Source organism: Pseudomonas sp. yb_9 (assembly GCF_043103635.1).
Taxonomy (GTDB): Bacteria; Pseudomonadota; Gammaproteobacteria; order Pseudomonadales; family Pseudomonadaceae; genus Aquipseudomonas; species Aquipseudomonas monteilii.
The window spans coordinates 168185-186421 of the sequence record NZ_JBICKA010000052.1; the positions used below are offsets into that span (position 1 = coordinate 168185).

Genomic DNA, 18237 nt, shown 5'->3' on the forward strand with positions numbered 1-18237 from the left:
GTCCTGTTGCAGCCATCATGTAGACACCGAAAAACGGATACGCCCGCGTTCGAGGTGTCCGGCCACCGTGATGCAGGCCACTTCGGCCCGGCAGGGGATGCGGTTGCCGAGCAGGTACTCGGCCAGCGGCACCTCCAGTTCGTGGCGGATGAATCGCTTGAGTGCGCGGGCGCCGAACTCCACGTCATGCCCTTCGCTGGCCAGCTTGCCGACCACTGCCGCATCCAGTTGCAGGCGGCAGTGATGCTTGGCCAGACGCCGGTTCAGGCGCGACACTTCAAGCTCGACGATGCGCTCGCTCACTGCCTGTTCGATGGCGTTGAACACCACGGTGCTGTCGATGCGGTTGACGAACTCGGCAGAAAAACGCTTCACCAGGCGTCGCCGCACAAGGGCCAGCAGACGCTCCCGTTGCCCTGCCCGCTGCCCCAGCAAACGCCGCAGCGATACCAGCGGGCCAAGCCGGTGCTGGCGTATTTCGTCTGCCGCCAGGTTGCTGGTCATGAACACCAGGGTATTGCGGAAATTGAAGCTCTTTTCCCCGGAAGCCAAGCGCAGCAGGCCATTGTCGAACACATTGAGCAGCGCCTGGGACACCTCCTTGCTGGCCTTTTCCAGCTCATCGAACAGCACGATCCCCGGGCGCCCCTGGCTGCCGTCCAGCAGCGCCTGGTCGAACAGCGTGCGGCCCTCCTTGGCGCCAGCATAGCCCGGCGGCGCACCGGTCAGGGCAGCGGCGTAATGCTCCTGGGCCAGCGTGTTCATGTCGACCCGGCAGAAGGCATCGGCATCACCGTGCAGTGCGCGGGCCAGGGCGCGCACGATCTCGGTCTTGCCAACCCCGGTCGGGCCAAGGAACAACGCCGTGAACAATGGCCGGCGCGGGTCGAGAATATCCGCACGCACCACCGTGAGCACATCTTCGATGGCCTGCAGGGCTTCGTCCTGGCCCAGTACTTCGCTGCGTAACACCTGCATGATAGCGGCGACGTCGAAGCGGAATCGCGACTGCAGGGTGTCTTCGCTACGCAGGTGGGTTTCGACGATTGTCCGCGTGTGGCAGTTTTCGGCATTCAGTGCAGCGCTGGAGGACGCGTCGCGGCGCGTCTGCTCCAGCAGGTCGTTCAAGAACGGCATGGTCTTCCCCTCAACGGTGAAACAGCGTGCCCGCAGGCACGCCGGGCACGCCCTTTAACGGGCTTCCTTTTCCTTCGCGTCGTAAGGAAGGCTGCCAACCGGGCACTGCGCCACCCCCGAGGTGCGCCGGGTAATGGCCTCGACATTTTCGCGGGCCTTCTCGGCATCCAGCACCCAGGTGCGGTAGAAGTCGAACGGGCATTCGGCGATGCCACGGTCACCGTCGCCGGACAAATGCATGCCGCTGTAACCGCGGTGCAGAATCTTGTACAGGTGGTTCTGCGACTGGTCGTTTTGCCGTGCATCGCGAATCTGCGAGATCGACAGCTGGGCGTACTGAATGCCCATTTCCTCTTCACCGCACTCGCCCAGGGTGCGGCCATCGAAGCCGATGATCGCCGAGTGGCCGAAGTAGGAATACACACCATCGAAGCCGGCGGCGTTGGCCACTGCCACGTAGCAGTTGTTGGCCCAGGCCATGACCTTGGCCATCAGCACCTGCTGGTCCTTGGCCGGGTACATGTAGCCCTGGCATCGCACGATCAGCTCGGCGCCTTTCATGGCGCAGTCGCGCCAGATTTCCGGGTAGTTGCCGTCATCGCAGATGATCATGCTGACTTTCAGGCCCTTGGGGCCATCGGCAACGTAGGTCTGGCCGCCCGGGTACCAGCCTTCGATCGGGCACCAAGGGATGATCTTGCGGTACTTCTGCACGATCTCGCCGTTGTTGTCGATCAGCACCAGGGTGTTGTAGGGCGACTTGCGCGGGTGCTCTTCATGGCGCTCGCCGGTCAGCGAGAAAACGCCCCAGACATTGGCCTTGCGGCAGGCCTGGGCGAACACTTCGGTTTCCACGCCGGGCACGACCACGGCGGTTTCCATCATTTCTGCCGGGTCGTACATGATGCCCTGCAGGCTGTACTCCGGGAAAATCACCAGGTCCATGCCCGGCAACCCCTGCTTCATGCCGACAATGATGTCGGCGATCTTCCTGGCGTTTTCGAGCACTTCATCGCGGGTATGCAGGCGCGGCATCTTGTAGTTGACCACGGCCACACCGACGGTGTCGTTGCTGCTGGAAATATCACCATGACGCATGTTGAACACCTCTTGTTGTTATTTTTCAGGGACGACAAAAAGCCCTCTCCGCATGCGGAGAGAGCTCATTTGCTCTTTGGGGTTCGGGGTGGAGGCAGCGGCATCGCCATTGATGCGCAGCTCCTGACAACCAACGGTATATGCCGGGTGTGGCGGCTTGTCAACCCGGCAACAGCTGCTGCCTCTTCAGGCGCCGAGTGAGCCCAGCACGCGTTGCAGCCTGTCCCGGGTTGTATCCGTGCATGCTTGCATCGGTTCGCGCAGCTCGTCTGCCATCAGGTTTTGCAACTGCAACGCTGCCTTCACCACCGCCGGGTTGGGCTCGGCAAACGCCAGCTTGATCCAGGGCAGCAACCGGAAGAACGTACCACGCGCGGCCACCCAGTCACCGCTGTCGACCTGCTGCAGCATGCGCACATACAGGTCGGCGCGCACGTGTGCGGAGGCCGAAATGGCCCCGGCCCCCCCCAGGCACAGGTTGTTGAAGATCTGCAGGTCTTCACCGGCCAGCACCTGGGCATGGCCATCCTCGATCAGGGCCAGGGTAGTCTCGCTGTCGCCGCCGCAATCCTTGACGGCCGCAATGCGCGGGTGGCGCACGATACGGCGCAGGGTTTCACGCTCGATGCGCACCCCAGTGCGATAGGGAATGTCGTACACGATCACTGGCACGCGGGCGGCATCGGCTACGGTAGCGAAGAAGGCTTCCAGGCCGGCCTGCGATGGGCGGATGTAGCACGGTGCGGGGACCAGCAGCCCGCCAATATCACGCTGCTGAATTTCAGCCTGGAAGGCCAGCAGCTCACGCAGGTTGTAACCCGAAAGGCCCATCACCACCCTGCCCGGCTCCACCCAGGCCAACACCGCATCCAGCACCGCCAGTTGCTCGGCCTTGGACAGTGCCGCCGCCTCACCCGTGGTACCGCACACCACAAACCCGGCCACGCCGTCCTCGAGCAGCTTCTTTACCAGCTTTTCCAAGGCGGCAAAGTCGATTTCATTGGCGCGCATTGGCGTGACGAGGGCGATCCAGATACCACGGAAATTCGACATGCAAAAACTCCTGATGTTGACCGAAAGTCAGCGTCAGAGGGTGAAGAGTCGAAGTGGTCTGGCAGGGATACCTGGCGCCTTCTGTCTCGTCAGCCCACCTGACGAGACAGCGCGCCTCGGTCAGATGAGCGGCTGTTTCTTGGATTTCTTGGCAACGGCAACGCACGCACCTGCCTGGGCAATGAAGCCCGAAGCGAAGATGGCGTGGTTGGATGTGGACATGCTGGCAAGCCCGTTGCGTTGGTATGGCTGGATAATGGTGGGATGGCGTGCCAGATGTCAACCTCCCATAGCGCCAGGCTGCACCCAGCCCCACAGAACCGCGTAAAACTCAGCGGTTCCTGTCAACGCCACTCGCTGTAGGGCTCCAGCGGTGTTACCGGCAAGGCCAGATTGCCACGCCAGGGCTCGAACAGATAGCGCAGGTAGAGCATGCCGTGGCTAGGCGCGTAGTCATCGCTGTGCTGCCAGTCGAAGCCACCGCCCAGTACCCACTGGTCACCCAGGCGCCGTTCGAACAGACCACGCACGCGGTAGCCCACCCCGCTGCTGTCGCTGGCCGCTGTCATGGCGTCGATGTTGGAGTCGAGGCCATATTGCGCCAGCACCTTACGGTTGATGTGCGCGTCCGGGTACAAACGACTGCTGGCGCTGTGGGCCTTGGACCAACTGACCGAACCTTCCAGCAACACCGACCAGTCATAGTTGCGCCAGGCATAACTGACCGGCACACCCACCGAGCTGTAGCGCTGCGGGCTGTAGTAACCACCCTGCCCCAGGCTATAACCGCTCAGGTCCTTGTCGTGGCGCCAGTGCATCAGCGTCAGTCCGACCCGTACACGCTCGTCGGCCTTTTCCACCACACGGTGGTAAATGCCGGCCATGGCGCGGGTTCGCTGATTGTCGGCCACGTTCTCGCCGTACAGCCAATGGTGCCCGAGGCTGGCCCACACGCCGTTGTCGCCCCCTTGGTCCCAACTCAGTCCGAGCGTGGCGCCATTGGCCGTCACCCCACCCCAACGCACGCCCGTCGGGCGGTCGCGCGCACCTGCAAACGACAGCAGCGAATTGCTCATCGGCCGGCGCGAGGCGGTCAGCGACCAGCCAACCTGCCCGACGTCACCGTTCACCGTGGCGCCACCCAGCCAGTTGTTGATCGCATAACCTTGGGTGGTGCCCAGGTCGAGCGCCCAGCGACTGCCCTGCCAACCCAGCGCCAGTACGCTGCCGTTTGCGGTCTGCGCCCCCCCCGTACACGCGGGCAGCGTTTTGCCATCGGCGGCCCGGCCAACAAACTGACAGCTGCCGAAGTCTGGGGTGTAGCCGCCCTCATCGCTCTGCTCGAACGAGCCCGCATCCATGCCGATGCGCTCTACCCGCACAAAGGCGGTGCCGTCCTGCCAAGGGGTGTCGACATGCAGCAAGGTCGACTGAGTACTCAGTTCGGAAGTGCCGGGCGTTCCGTCGTCCTCGCGCCAGCCGTAGTCGTGCATCAACGTGACATGGGTAGTACGTTGGCGATACAGGGCGTCCACATCGCTGCGCAGGCTGCGGGCTAGCCAGTCGTCCCCCGCCTGCTCGCGGCTGGCCAGCGTCAACGCCCGGTCATCCCGTGGCGCTACGGCAGCGCGGTCAAGCATCCCGGCATCGGCCATCGCTGCAGCATAAAGGTCCAGCGCCCGTTGCGGGTCCTGCTGCGCTACCAGCCGTGCGGCGTCACGTCGCAACAGGGGATCGGGGCGCGCCTGCTGCGCAGCAACCCGATCCAGCAACCTGGATGCCTGTTCGTGCTCGCCCAAGGCAACCCAGACCGCCGCCAGGCGCCGCTGGGCGCTGCTGTCATCTGTGGCAAACGCTGGCACCTTCACACCTAACATATGCCGGGCCTGCCGCAGGTTGCCTTCGGCCACTGCGCTTTCCATCACCCCAAGGCGCGCATCAGGGCGGCCGGGCTGCACGGCCAGTACGCGTTGGTAATAGCCCCGCGCCTTGCCTGGCTCACCACGCGCTGCTGCCCACTCGGCCAACAGCATCCAGTCGTCCGGGCTTCCTTCACCACGCGCCAGGCTGGCTTCGAGCATGGCTGTCGCTTCGACTCCGCGGCCTTGTGCCTGCAGCTGCTGCGCCGAGGCCAAGGTCATGCGCCGTTGAATGCGGTGCTGCAACGCCTGCATGTCCGGGTTCCACGTCGCCTGCGGTACCGCCTCCAGGCTGTCCAGGGCCAAGGCATCACGGTCACTGGACTCCAGGAACAGGCCGTGGGCATAGCGCGTTGCCGGGTCATGTGGCTGGCGCTGCACCAGCTTGGCGAATGCCGCGTCGGCTTCGGCGGTGCGCCCCTGGTGACGCAGGCTGTTGGCCAACTGATAGACCAGCCAAGGCTCATCGGGGGCCAAGGCAGTGGCCTTGGCCAGCACCTTGCTGGCCGTCGACCAGTCTTCGCGCTGCAGGGCTTCGTCCCCTTGCTGGCGCAGGCGCGCCAGCTCCAGGCTACGACGCAGGCTGGCGAACTGCGTTTGTTGGTGTGGCGGCAGGCTGTCCAGATAGGCCTGCGCCTTGTCTGTCGATTGCGACTGATACACGCGCATCAGGCCACGCACGGCACTTTCGTTATCCGGCGCCATACGCCGTGCCTGCAGGAACAGCCGTTCGGCAGCCGCCGCATCACCCTCAGCCAGCGCAACATCTGCCAGGCCCAACAAGGCGAATTCATCCTGCGGCCGCAGCTGACGCGCCCGCAGGTAAAGCGCACGCGCGCCGCGCAAGTCTTTCGCCTGCAAGGCCCGCTCGGCTTCGTTCAGTTGAGCCCAATACTGACTGGACGACTCGAGGTCTTTCCATTGGCTGATCCAGTAGGTGTCCTGCTCTTTTGCGCTCGCCGTACGGAACGCACCATTGGCGCTTTTGTAGCGCCCCTGACGCATCAGCGCATAACCCAGCGCCCCATGCAGCCGAGCATCGTCCGGATACTGGCGCAGCGCCCGGCGAAGCTGTGCCTCGGCTTCGGCATTCCGGCCCTTGTCGAGCAGCGCCTGGCCGCGCTGGCCCGCCTGCCAGGCCGGGTCGGCCAGCAGTTTGCGTTGCTGCTGCAAGGTGTCGGTGGCCTGTGGCAGCAGCGGTGAGGTGGGGTAGCGCTGGAGGAAGGCTTGCCAGGCCGTGGCACTGGCCGCGCTTACGGCTTGACCGGAGAGGTAATCGAACTCGCGCTGGGCAGCGGCATCCCGTGCACCGGGGTCGCGAGACAGTTGATCGAGCAACGCCAGTGCTTCGCGGTCGCGATGCTCGGCGAACAACCAGCCGGCCAGGGTCTGACGCAGCCCGGCACTGCCTGGGTATTGCTGGTCCAGCCGCTGCAACTGTGTGATCGCCTCAGGGCGCTGGCCTGGCAGGTTGCCGCGCACGCGCCAGTAGTCCAAGGCCAGCTCAAGGCTGGGTGGCTCGCCAGCAAACAACTGCTCATAGGCTGCCAGCGCCTCCTCATTACGCCCGGTCACCGCCAGCAGACGGGCTTGCTGCAAGCGCCGCGCAGGTTCTGGTTGTTGCAGCGCGAGCAGGCGACTGGCCTGGCGCGCCTGCAGGCTACCCGGTGCGACGACAAGAATCCGCGCGCCCAATTGCTCGGCTTCGCTGCTGTTCTTCTCACGCAGCGCCAGGCTCAATGCCGCCAGCAACACATCCGGGTTGCGCGGTTCAAGCAACTGCAGCCGCCCCAGGGCATCGCGCACCAGGTCATCACGGTGCAGCGCCTCGCCACGGCGCACCTGGTCCAGCAGCCATTGGCGCTGCTCGTTGGCATCCCTGGGTTGTGCCGCTGCCTGCCAAGTGACTGCCGCCAACATCAGCACGCCAATCATTCGCTGCATGGCATGCTCCAGGCCGGTAACAGGCGGCCGTGCGAATCAAAACGGTAACGGGCCTCGTCCCAGCCCTGGCCGAACAACGCCAGCACCTGGTTGTAATATGCCTTGGCCTCGACAGGCTGTTCGCGTAGGCGCTGTCGCTGTGCCGCCAATGCCGCCACATGCTCTGGCGATGCCGCCAGCAAGGGCAGCAAAGCCGCAGAGAATCCAGCCGGGCCATGGCCGCTGGCTTCCCCGTTGCGTGCATCCACCCGCTCAGGTGGGAGCCCCTGATGCTGGGTCAAGGCCGCCATTGGCGCATAATGGGCCACCAGCTCGCCACGTTGCGCGGCATCCTTGGCCAACATGCCTACCCACAGGTACACACGAATGGCGTCATAGTCACCGGCATTGCCATGGTTCGGGTCTGCCGCAGGTTTACCGGCCGGTGTCCACAGCAGCCAGTCCGGGGCAAAGCCCTTTGGAGACGAAGCCAGCCACAAACGCCGCGTGTTGGCCGCCAGCTCACCCCACAGTGGGTCCACCTCGCTGAAACGCTCGAACAACTGCAGCGGCAGGTAACTGGGGTTCAGCCGAGTACCCTGGGCGTCCTCGAAGCCGTAGTCACCTGGCAACAACATCACGCCAAGGCCCGGCAGCTTGCGAACGGTCTGCGCAGCAATACGCCATAGCAAGCGCTGGCCCAGTTGCGTGTATTCCGGCTGCTCCCACAACCGTCCGGCCTCCAGCAGGCTGTAGGCAATCCACAAGTCGGCATCGCTGGCGTTGTTGGCGTCCAGCACCTGCCACTGCTTCTGCTCGTTACGCCCCCACAACCAGGCCGGCAGGCGCCGGGCCAGGTCACCTTCGGCAAGGTTGTTGCCGGTCCAGCGCAACAACTGTGCAAAGGTCTGTCGGTCATTGCCCACCAGGGCAAAGAACAGCCCGTAGCTCTGCCCTTCCGAGGTGGTGATCAGCCGTTTGTCGCTTGGGTCGATGACCCGCCCGTCCACGCTCACCAGTTCGGCCTTGAAACGTTCCCAGGCAGGCCACGGGCAAGCCGCCTCGGCGTTGGCGAACGCGGGCAGGCCCAAGGCGGCCAACCCAGTCAGCATCTGGCGCAGCATCACCCCACCTCACCCAGGCGGCGCTTGCCTGCCCAACGCAATGCCTGCCACAACAGGAAGGCGAACAGCACCACGCAAACAGCCGCGATCACCGCCAGCCATACCGGGTGCTCGGACAAGTGGAACCACAGCAGCAGCCACCACGGCAGTGAGCCCACGAAGTAGTGCTCGCCAACAAACTGGCTGCTCACGCCGCTGCTACGTACCAGTGTTACCGAACCTGCCACCGCATCGAGCTTGCCTACATCGCCAAGCACGTCGCGCAGCAACGCGTATTCGCTGTCGCTGTTGGCCAGCAGGGCGACAACGCTGCGCTGCTCGTGAAACGGCGATTTCAACCCGGTTATAGCTGCAATCGGCGCCTGCGCGCTCACTGCCACTCGGCTGCTGGCTGCTACCGGCTCGGTGTCGAAGCGCTGACCGCCCGGCAACCTTGCACTGCGCCCTTGCAGTAGCCAGTCACGCTGGGCACTGAGCAGCAGGCCAAGGTTGGGCGCATCGCCCAGAGCCTCGGGCAGGCTGCCAATCAGCAGCAAGTCGGCGTCTGCCGCTGCGGCTTGTTTCCAGTCGTCGGTCAATCGTACGGCAAGCGCCGGATAACCGACTTGCCCGGCCAGCCCGCCAACGCTGTCAAGCAACGTGCCGACCTGCATCGCCGTGGGTTTGGCCGGCATGATGACCAGGGTTTCGGAAAGGTCCGCCATGCGGCTGAACGGGAAGCCGCTACGGGCAAATGCACGCAGATCGGGCATGGCAATGTAATGGTGGTAACCGGACAGGTCGATGGTCGAGTTGTCGTCGATTGCTGCGCGCACGTCCACCGGCAGCGAGGTCTGACAGCGGTCACGCTGGGCGCTGCCCAGGGTGCTGGCAAAGCTGAAATCGAAACGCAGCCGGTTGCGGTCACCCATTTTCAGCGCGGGCACGAGCGACTTCTCGGTCAATGCCGTGTTATCCCCGGACAGCACGGCCAGACGCATTTCCTCAAGGGTACCGCCGCGCCGGTCATTGCCCACCAGCGGCATGCTGGTGATGTACTGGTCGTTGACGCTGATACTCAGTCTCGATTCATCGGTCACGGCGGGCGCCGTGTAGCGGTACAGCGTGCGCAGTGGAATACCCTGGTTGCGCCAGACGAACAAGTCGGGCGGCAGGTTCAGCTCCAGCGTCACCGGCCGCGGTTGCAAGCCACTGACTTGCAGCTGCTCGGGGTAATCCAGCAGCTCGGCAAAACGCACCGGCCGGTCGGTGCGCGTCCAGTTCGGCGCATCGTAGGGCTGGCGCGGTTGCAGTGCGGTCATCTGTTCCACCTTCACTCGCGCGCCGCGGAACAGGTTGTTCCCCACCGCCAGCGCCGAAGCGGCCTTGACCAGGTCATCATCGTTACGGCCCAGCACCAGCAGCACTTTGCTGAAACGGTCGTCCGGGTGGTCGATCATCTGCAGCACCGGGCCGTCAACCGGCGGGAACTGCTGCAGGTCAGCGAGGAACGCCGGGCGGCGATCATTGCTGGCAAACACAATGCTCGGCGTGGGTTTATCGCAACGGGCCGGCAGGCGGTTGTACAGCACCGGGAAGCTGGCCTTGCGCCAGCCTGCCTGGCTGCCGAAATAGGACGCCAGGATAGCCGCCGCCCGCTGCTCGCCCAGGCTCGGCACACCGCTGAACACTACCGGCAGCTCTACCTTGCCGGTGTCGCGTGCGTCGAAAAACGGCAACGGGAAATACGCCAGATCGTTGTCCAGTACCAGCGCCTGTTCGTGCAACTGCACTTGGCTCTTGCGGTTCAGGTTCAGCCACAGGCCGCTGTGCGCCGGGTCTTCGCAGATGTCGGTGTAGTGCCCGACAAACTCCAGGCGTACCCGGTTGAAGTCGCTGAGCAGTTTCGGGTCCATCGCCAGCTGGCGACGCACGCGTTGGCCCAACTGGTCTTTCTCCACCGGCACTACGCCCATCAGCTCATCGTTGAGGTAGACGCGCAGGTGTGACAGGTTCGGCAGCAAGGCGGGCGAAGGCGTGTAGTCAAGTTGCAGGCTGGCATCGGTGGCCAGGCGGTCGCGGCGCAGGCCAAAATCGATCTGCTCACTATTGCGCACGCCAAGCAACAGGCTGTCGGACGCATGCCCAAGCTGCTCGAAGGTTTTCACAACCGGCCAGTTCGGTACCATGGGTGTGGGTAGCGCTGGCTCGGCAAGCGGGGCTACAGAAGCGGCAGCGGCGTTCTGCGACAAGGCGGCTAACAGCGCCATCGCCAGGCCCCAGGTACGCGCGGGATAACCAGTCATCATGCGTCTCGATCAACAGGGTTCATGGAAGGGATTGCTCGCGGTGTGCGGGGCCAATAGCTGGCCATCCAGCGTGCCAGCGTGCGCAGAGGGCGTAACCACACCCGCAGCCATGGCGGCATATGCTCCACCAGGCGCAGGTAACCGACACCGCCCAGCTTCAGCACATCGACCAAGCTGCGCAGCGGGCGCTCTACCTCATGCTGCTCACTCCAGCCAAGCCAGGCATCGGCGCGGGCAAAGGTGCAATGGACCAGGTCGATGCGCTGTTGCTGGGCAAGGTCGTGGAACACCAGGCCTACGTGTTGCCCGACAGTGCGGGTGACACACGCCTGGAAGGCGAACTCGCGCTGCCCACGATTGAGCAACAGACGCACCTGCTCGCCTGGTCTCAGTTCAAGGCCTTGCTGCACCTGCAGGCCAACACCGCCATCGGAGTAGTCGACCAGGGTGCAGGGGTATGCATGACCGCTGGCCAGCACCAGCCCCGCCGGCAAGCGCATCTGCACCCGGTGGGCACGGCGCACCTGGCGTACTTCGGCGGCCACGGCAACTGCGGCGCCGATGATCAACAGGTTGTAGATCACCCACAGCGAACTGACGATCACCGTGCCGACTTCCGCCGTGGGGCCGGTGAAAAGGCGCCACACGGCAAACCCCAGGCCTACCACGTTGAGCGCCGCCAGGCACAGGTAAGGCTGGGCGATACGCCAGTCGAACTGCTCCTGCTCCATCAGGCCGCCCTTGGCGGTAACGTTGAACTTGCCCTTTTTCGGCGCAAACAGCGCGACCGTGGTTGGCCGGGCGATGTACCAGGCCAGCACGGTCTCGTACACCTCGCCCCAGAAGGTTTGTCGGTACTTGCCCTGCATGCGCGAGTTGGTCAGGCTGGCGTGAATCATGTGCGGCAGCACGTACAGCAGGATCATCAACGCCGGGGCGTAGATGATGTAGGCATGCAGCAGCAGGAACGCCAGTGGCGCCGTCAGGAACACCAGCCGCGGCAGGCCGGCCAGGAAGTGCAGCATGGCGTTGGCATAGCACACGCGCTGAAACAGGCTCAGCCCACGCCCGAACAGCGGGTTGTCCGTGCGGAAGATCTGTACCATACCGCGGGCCCAGCGAATGCGCTGGCCAATGTGCGCCGACAGGCTTTCGGTGGCCAGGCCCGCGGCCTGGGGGATGCTCAGGTAAGCCGACGACCAGCCCTGGCGGTGCATGCGCAAGGCGGTATGGGCATCTTCGGTCACGGTCTCGACGGCAAAACCACCAATGCTTTCCAGCGCCGTACGACGCAGCACGGCACACGAACCGCAGAAAAACGCCGCGTTCCACATGTCGTTGCCGTCCTGAATCAGGCCGTAGAACAGCTCCCCTTCATTGGGACGGCGGCGGAACGAACCGAGGTTACGCTCGAACGGGTCAGGCGAGAAGAAATGGTGAGGCGTTTGCACCAGCGCCAGTTTCGGGTCCTTGAGGAACCAACCCACGGTCAGTTGCAGGAAGGAGCGCACCGGCACATGATCGCAATCGAAGATGGCGATCAGCTCGCTGTCGGTCACGCCCAGCGCATGGTTGAGGTTGCCGGCCTTGGCGTGCTTGCTGTCCGGCCGCACGATGTAGCCCACGCCGATTTCGTCGGCAAACGCGCGAAACGCATCGCGGCGACCATCGTCAAGGATGTAGATGCGCAGGCGCTCGCGGGGCCAGTCCAGGCCCAGCGCGGCCAGTACCGTGGTGCGCACCACCGACAGCTCTTCGTTGTAAGTGGGAATCAGCAAATCGACAGTGGGCCACTGTTGCGGGTTGGCCGGCAGGTTGGCCGGCTTGCGCTGCAACGGCCAGCAGGTCTGGATGTAGCCCAGGATCAGCACAAACCACGAATAGGTTTCAGCCGCCAACAGGATCACCCCGAACACCAGGTCGGTGGTGTCGTTCCAGTTCAGGGTTGCGGTGTAGCGCCACCACAGGTAGCGGCAGGAGATGATGGTCGACAGCACGATCAGCATCAGGGTTGGGAAACGCCCTGGCATGTGGCGTACCAGCAGGGCGATGCCTAACAGAAGGCAGATGAACATCAGCTGCGCCAGGTAGCCGAACGGTTCTGTCACACACAGCAGCGCCAGGCTGATGGCACACAGCGTCAGCACGCTGTAGAATACCCGCCGGGCGAACACGCTCAGGCCGCGCAGGTGTGCCGAGGCTTTGTGCTTGAAGACACTGGCGCGGTAGCGCGAAGGCAGCTGGTGCAGTGCCGCGATTACCCGGTGACGGTGGTGATGCGCAATACCACCTGCACGACGCAGTTGCCTACGCACGGCGCTCCATGCCCGGCGGCCAGGCCCGACTGTGCGTGCCACCGGTGGTCGGCATAGCAGCAGCCACAGGCTCTGGATCAACAGGCGTAGCGGGTCGCCCAGGCTCGGACGCTTGCCCGCCAGTTGCGGGTACAGGCGCTGGCGCTCGGCCAGCAGCGCCTGCCAGGCGGGTGACTCCAGGCGCAGAAACAGGAAGGCCAGCCACACGCCAAGGGTAAATAGCCAGGCGACCGGCAGGCGCGCGCCGCGCGCAGTGAACCAGGCATAGGCGGACAAGGGGGTCAAGGTCACGGCCGGCGCCTCGTCAGGCAGCGCACCGCCAGGCTCTGCACATCCCGGCAGGCCAGGCTCTGCGGTGCGTAAAGGCCAAGGGGGGCCTTGCATGCCAGGGCTTCGAGGAAGGCCTCGTCGCGGTGCACCACCTGGATCGGCAAACGATCACGAAACAGGTCGCGCCACACCATCAACAGGTCGCTCTGCAAGCGGCTGGCTGCGTCGTAGCGGTTGACCAGCAGCATGTCGTAGCACTCGACCGGCCGGCGCCCGAGCAACAGGTGGCTGGCCATTTCGGCCTCTGCCACCAGCACCCGCACGTCGGTCTCGATGCCGTTGCCAGCTGTATCGGCTTGCCATTGCGGCAAGTCGAACAACAGCCAGTCGAAATGCTCGGCCAGCTCGGCCTGACGCGCGCGCCACACCTGCGCGTCGGGCACAGGCTGCCGCGCACTGCCAGGCAGGTGACCGAACGGCAGCAAGTGCAAGCCATCAAGCACTTCATACACGGCATCGCTGTACGGCCGCCCTTCCCGCTCGGCCAGCGCCCAACCTTCGGACGTATCCAATGGCAGGTTAAAGTGCAGCCCGAGCAAATTGCTTGGGCACAGGTCAATCAGCAGCACCCGCTCGCCCACGCCCTGCAACGCATAGCCCAGCGCAGCCAGCAAGGCACTTCGCCCCAGGCCGCCACGCACCCCGTGCAAGGCCAGGCTGTTCATGACGAAATGCCTTCACGCTGCGTTACAGTCGCGTACAGCATGCTCTGGCGGCTGGCCCGGCAGCTTTCACCCAGCAACGGCCAGCGTTGCAGGGCCTGCTGGACGCCCACCAGCATCGAGATGTCCTGGTAGTTGAGCGCTGGCATGTCCAGATGCTCGCGCAGTTGGGCAATATCGTCGCTACGGTCGGACGGGTCTGCCTTGCCTGTGATCATGGACGCTCCTTGGGAATGGGCTGCCAGTCAGGCTGGCCTTGCAGGCGCATGTAGGCGCGCCCCTGATAATTCAGCACTTGCGCACCGGCGGTTTCGGCAACCTGTTCGGTGGTCGGCAGGTCGGTCAACAGGCCGGGCACATCCAGAACCTGCTGCTGGCCCAAGCCCACGTACACGCGTGAGATCAGCTCGGACAAGGCCAGGTAACTGGTGGGTGCCGTGACCCGCAACGGCTCGCTGCGGGCCGGCTGGCCCATGCCGATGAACTTCAGGCCGACCGGCACATGGGTAATCGACGGTGTGGGAATTTCGCGCATGCCCGACAGCTGCATGCGGTCGCCATGCAACGCGGCGCCATGCTCCGGAACAATGGCCACCACTGCCCGGCGGCCACTGCGCTCCAGTTCATCGAGGAAGGTGCCAAGTTCACCGAACAGGCGATTGGCACGGGTGGCATAGTCGGCCACGCGAGTACCGCCATCGGCGGTGACGATACGGTTGCCGTCATGCAGGCTAATGCTGTTGTAGAACAGCGACACATGCTCGGCCGGGGTACCTTTGCGCTGCCCCCACCAACGGCGCAACACCTCCAGGTCGCTGGCAATCGGTGAGCCGTCAAAGCCCACCAGTGCCCGTGGGAAGTCGGTATTGCGCATGCCCGGTTGCGGCATGTGCTGCTGGGTAATGTCGCCGATGAAGTTGTCGAAGCGGCCGCTGTGGTTGAGTAACGTGTTGCTCTGGAAACCCAGCCGTGAAAGGTTCTGGAACAACAGGCACTGCTCTGGGGCAGGTTGGTACAGGCCGGCATGCGACGACTGCCCGCAGCTGGCACGCAGTACACGAATCGCGGCCGGGCCGCTGTATGAGGTGGCTGAGTTGAACTGGTCGAAAACCACGTCCATGCGCGACAACAGCGGGTTGTCCCGCAGACCGACAGCGGACAGGTCATCCCACGCCAGCGAACAGATATTGATCACCAGCAGGTCGAATGGCTGCTCGTCGGCGTTCACGGCAGGGAACGCTGTCACCCGTTCGCGCTCACTGGCGAAAAAGCGCTCGAGCCAATTGTCGAGCGTGGCGTTGTCGGCCGTTGCACTGGCTTGTATCGGATCGCTCGTGGCGCCCGCCGCCACGCTGGGTGCCTGGCTTGCCCCCAGCGACGGCAAGCCACCCACTGCCAACCATGCCAACCCCAGTAGGCTCAGGGTGCTCAAGCGCAGCCAATGGCGCAGGTACAGGTAACCCACCAGCAACAACGCCAGTGCACCCAGCAGGCTCCAGTTGACGAAGCGGCCCAGCAGCTCGACCAGGTAGTCCCACGAGAAGTCCAGCACCCCAGGCTGCGCCAGCAGGCGGCTGAAGGGGGGTAGCCAGGTGTCCTGGTAGAACAGCGCAATACCGAGGGGCACCGCTACCAGTTGCCGGGCAATACGCAAGCACTTGCCCGGCAAAGGGAGCAGCAGAAACGCCGCGAACAACAGGTTCGGCAGCGCCTGGAAGTCGAGCATGCCAAGGGCGACCAACAGGAACTTGGCAAAAAAATAGAGATTCCACCCTCCCAGTCCAGGCCAGCGGGCCAGTACCGGGAGGGTGACGGTTGTATTAGTCATTCTGGGGTTCCTGGCATGCAGCGCGGTGGCGTACGCCCAGCGGTTTCAGGTAACGGGGGGGGAGGCGGCGGCGCAACCCGCCGCGCAGGGCAGTCCACAGACGCAGTAGCAGCAGGACCAGGCCCAAGGTGACCAGAGCCGTAATCCCGGCCACCTGAAGCAGTTGCGCGAAGTTCATGCCTTACCTCGCTTGGCCTGCGTGGCCTTGCGCGGTGACAATGCCAACCACCCCTGTGTCGGCAACTGCGCCGCCAGGTTGGTCCGCAGTGGCTGTGGCTCATGGCTGTCGAGAAACGCAGGGTCTGCCAAGCTGTCGACGTCGGCAAGCACCTCCTGGCTGATGAACAGCTCCTTCCACGACAACTGGAAGATGTGGTCCAGCGCTTGTTCGACACCTTCGGCGCGGCAAGCGAACAGGAACAGGAACAGTACCTCGCCAACCACGCACGCGACGTCGCCGTCGCGGCGGAACACCGTACGCGAACAGGCCTGCAGCGGGGTCAGCCCTGGCGCCGGGCGCAACACCAGCAACTGGTGGACAATTTCGCCGTTGCGCACCCCGCGCCACATGCTTTGCACCGCATCGGCGAACGCTCGTGGGGCTACCAGCCCGCAGATGGCCAAAGGCCGCAAGCGGGCCAACAAGGCGTCGAAGTCGGTTGGAAGGTGCCGGCGCCAGACGTAACCCTGGATGCTCTCGACCATGGTCAGAAAGCGCGAGAGGCTGGCCCCGAACGGCACGATCTGGGTGGCACCGCACGCCAGCAACAGCTGTTCGTCCTGATAGCGCAGGGTCGGTGCCATCTCGCGCACAACCAGTTTCAGGGCATTGCCTCGCAACTGCCGCAAGTAGTGCAGTTGGCGCGCCAGGCTATCCAGGCGCTGCCCACCGTCCATGGCAAAAATCACCGTGGCAGAAACCGCCCGGCTGGCTTTGGCGCCCAGTTCCTCCAGGCTTTCAAAGACCTGCCAGTGCTCGGAAAAGGCTGGCGCGCCTTCCAGTACCGCGCGCTGCGCCAGGTACAGCAACTCGTCGCCCCCCATGTCGGTGGGTGCCTGCGCCGTGGCGACAACGGCAAAGCTGGCGCCTCGCCGCACAAGCTCCATGTCCCGGGTGGAGGCCTTTCCGAGTGGGTTACTCCAGAAATGCTGCAGGTAGCGTATCCCACCTTTGCCGCGATACACCTGGGCCAAGCCATCGAGGCCTTGGTTGAACACCCGCAAGCGCTCGATCAAGGCAGTGCTCTGCCCGCCGCTGATAACCAGCAGCAGCGCCGCCTGAGACAACAGCCCAACGCGCAGGGCATTGCACCAGCGCTCGACTTCGGCGCGCGCCCACGTGTCGGCCGGCGCCAGCAGCACCAGCTCACGCCCATGGGCGCCCAGACGGGGCAGGTCTTTGATCAGATGGAGGATGGCTTGCGGGTTGGCTTCATACAGCGCCAGTTCGCCTGGGCCTTGGGCGGCATCAAGCCCACCCAGCACATCGCCCACGGCCTGTGCATCGCCGATCAGGGCAGCCCTGGCATTACCGCGCATACCGGCAAGCACCTGGCGGCAGAGCAAGGTGGCGTCTTCTGCGGCGTCACAGGCTAACCAATACAGTCCTTGTTGATGAAGCTGGCGGCACTCGGCGCTCAAGCCGGAAATCGCCAACAACGGCATTCCATTAGTCAAAACACTGGCTCTGCAAATTGAATTGAAACGAATTGAAAGAGGAATATGGCACATTCGCCGTTGAGGCCTTATGACTCACGTCAAAAAAACGGCAATAACGATGCAACCAACCAAAACCCGTCAATTCTACAGCACCACGAAAAATTGAAATCAACTTGAAATGTAATAAATTGCAAAATTTTGTTAAAAACCCGCCAAAACCGGCCATCTCCAGGGTTAAAAGCAAAAGCCCCCGCAGGCGAGCCTGCAGGGGCGTTCTTCAGATCACGCCGGGTTTCAGCGCTCCAGCGATGCTGCCGCTTCCAGGCTCATGCCACGGGTTTCAGGCGCCAGCCACACCGACACGATCAACCCGGCAAGCAAAACCAGTGCAGCGACCAGCATGGTGTTGCCAATGCCGATGCTCTGCAACGAAACGGGCACCAGCCATGTGCCAGCGGCAGAGCCGATACGTGACATGGACGACCCCATGCCCACCGCAAACGCGCGGATTTCGGTGGGGAACAGTTCATTGGGGTACACCAGTTCCAGCACTTGCGCCCCACCGATAAACAGCGCGTAGGCACCGAACAGCACCAGTACCAGCACCTCCGAACCGTTGGAGAATACGCCCAGACCCAGCAGTGCGAGGGTGGACCACAGGAAGCTGTGGATGATCAACGGGCGACGCCCCAGGGTGTCGATCATGCGTGTTGCAACAATGCAGCCGACCATGAACAACAACGTAATCAGCACCGAGCCGTGCGAGGCCCAATCGCCTTTGCTCCGTCGCCTGCTCAGGCATGTTGGCGAGGGAGTCAACCCGAACTTCATAGTTGGCAGCCGGCTCTATTCAGACGCGCACGCATGGCGGCACAGTCCGCACCACCCGGATGCACGGACA

12 protein-coding genes and 1 pseudogene are annotated in these 18237 nt (G+C 63.9%); all 13 read right to left on the bottom strand.

All coding sequences use genetic code 11. The features are described 5' to 3' along the window. Nucleotides 1-15 precede the first annotated feature (15 nt). Entirely contained in the window at nucleotides 16-1137 is a 1122-nt protein-coding gene (locus ACF8MI_RS15760; RefSeq protein WP_060499206.1) for an AAA family ATPase, read from the bottom strand. A gap of 54 nt (nucleotides 1138-1191) precedes the next feature. Then, a complete protein-coding gene (locus tag ACF8MI_RS15765) occupies nucleotides 1192-2235 on the bottom strand; it encodes an aliphatic amidase (RefSeq protein WP_392517598.1) in 1044 nt (347 codons plus the stop codon). A 186-nt stretch (nucleotides 2236-2421) separates the two neighbouring features. Beyond that, nucleotides 2422-3288 (bottom strand): 4-hydroxy-tetrahydrodipicolinate synthase, encoded by an 867-nt coding sequence (gene dapA, locus ACF8MI_RS15770; RefSeq protein WP_104834985.1) that lies wholly within the window; start codon nucleotides 3286-3288, stop codon nucleotides 2422-2424. A gap of 344 nt (nucleotides 3289-3632) precedes the next feature. Then, nucleotides 3633-7151: a cellulose synthase complex outer membrane protein BcsC gene (gene bcsC / locus ACF8MI_RS15775; protein ID WP_104834987.1), complete on the bottom strand. Its 3519-nt coding sequence runs from the start codon at nucleotides 7149-7151 to the stop codon at nucleotides 3633-3635. Further along, a complete protein-coding gene (gene bcsZ, locus ACF8MI_RS15780) occupies nucleotides 7139-8254 on the bottom strand; it encodes a cellulose synthase complex periplasmic endoglucanase BcsZ (RefSeq protein ID WP_104834988.1) in 1116 nt (371 codons plus the stop codon). The genes bcsC and bcsZ overlap by 13 nt, the downstream gene beginning before the upstream one ends. Further along, the gene (gene bcsB, locus ACF8MI_RS15785; protein WP_104834990.1) at nucleotides 8254-10542 is read right to left on the bottom strand and encodes a cellulose biosynthesis cyclic di-GMP-binding regulatory protein BcsB; all 2289 of its coding nucleotides are present in this window, start codon (nucleotides 10540-10542) and stop codon (nucleotides 8254-8256) included. The genes bcsZ and bcsB overlap by 1 nt, the downstream gene beginning before the upstream one ends. Continuing rightward, complete coding sequence (gene bcsA, locus ACF8MI_RS15790; protein WP_104834991.1) at nucleotides 10539-13148, bottom strand: UDP-forming cellulose synthase catalytic subunit; 2610 nt, start codon at nucleotides 13146-13148, stop codon at nucleotides 10539-10541. Before bcsA ends, bcsB begins: the two co-directional genes overlap by 4 nt. After that, on the bottom strand, nucleotides 13145-13852 hold the full coding sequence (gene bcsQ, locus ACF8MI_RS15795) for a cellulose biosynthesis protein BcsQ (protein ID WP_392517599.1): 708 nt from the start codon (nucleotides 13850-13852) through the stop codon (nucleotides 13145-13147). Before bcsQ ends, bcsA begins: the two co-directional genes overlap by 4 nt. After that, the gene (gene bcsR, locus ACF8MI_RS15800) at nucleotides 13849-14067 is read right to left on the bottom strand and encodes a cellulose biosynthesis protein BcsR (protein WP_104834994.1); all 219 of its coding nucleotides are present in this window, start codon (nucleotides 14065-14067) and stop codon (nucleotides 13849-13851) included. Before bcsR ends, bcsQ begins: the two co-directional genes overlap by 4 nt. Then, a complete protein-coding gene (gene bcsG / locus ACF8MI_RS15805) occupies nucleotides 14064-15677 on the bottom strand; it encodes a cellulose biosynthesis protein BcsG (RefSeq protein WP_392517600.1) in 1614 nt (537 codons plus the stop codon). Before bcsG ends, bcsR begins: the two co-directional genes overlap by 4 nt. Next, nucleotides 15670-15855 carry a cellulose biosynthesis protein BcsF gene (bcsF, locus tag ACF8MI_RS15810; RefSeq protein WP_104834998.1) on the bottom strand — a complete coding sequence of 62 codons (186 nt, stop codon included), beginning with the start codon at nucleotides 15853-15855 and terminating at the stop codon, nucleotides 15670-15672. Before bcsF ends, bcsG begins: the two co-directional genes overlap by 8 nt. Next, on the bottom strand, nucleotides 15852-17342 hold the full coding sequence (locus ACF8MI_RS15815) for a BcsE family c-di-GMP-binding protein (RefSeq protein WP_392517601.1): 1491 nt from the start codon (nucleotides 17340-17342) through the stop codon (nucleotides 15852-15854). The genes bcsF and ACF8MI_RS15815 overlap by 4 nt, the downstream gene beginning before the upstream one ends. A gap of 288 nt (nucleotides 17343-17630) precedes the next feature. Beyond that, nucleotides 17631-18146: pseudogene (locus ACF8MI_RS15820) on the bottom strand (MFS transporter); the annotation flags it as partial. Between the last annotated feature and the right edge of the window lie 91 nt (nucleotides 18147-18237).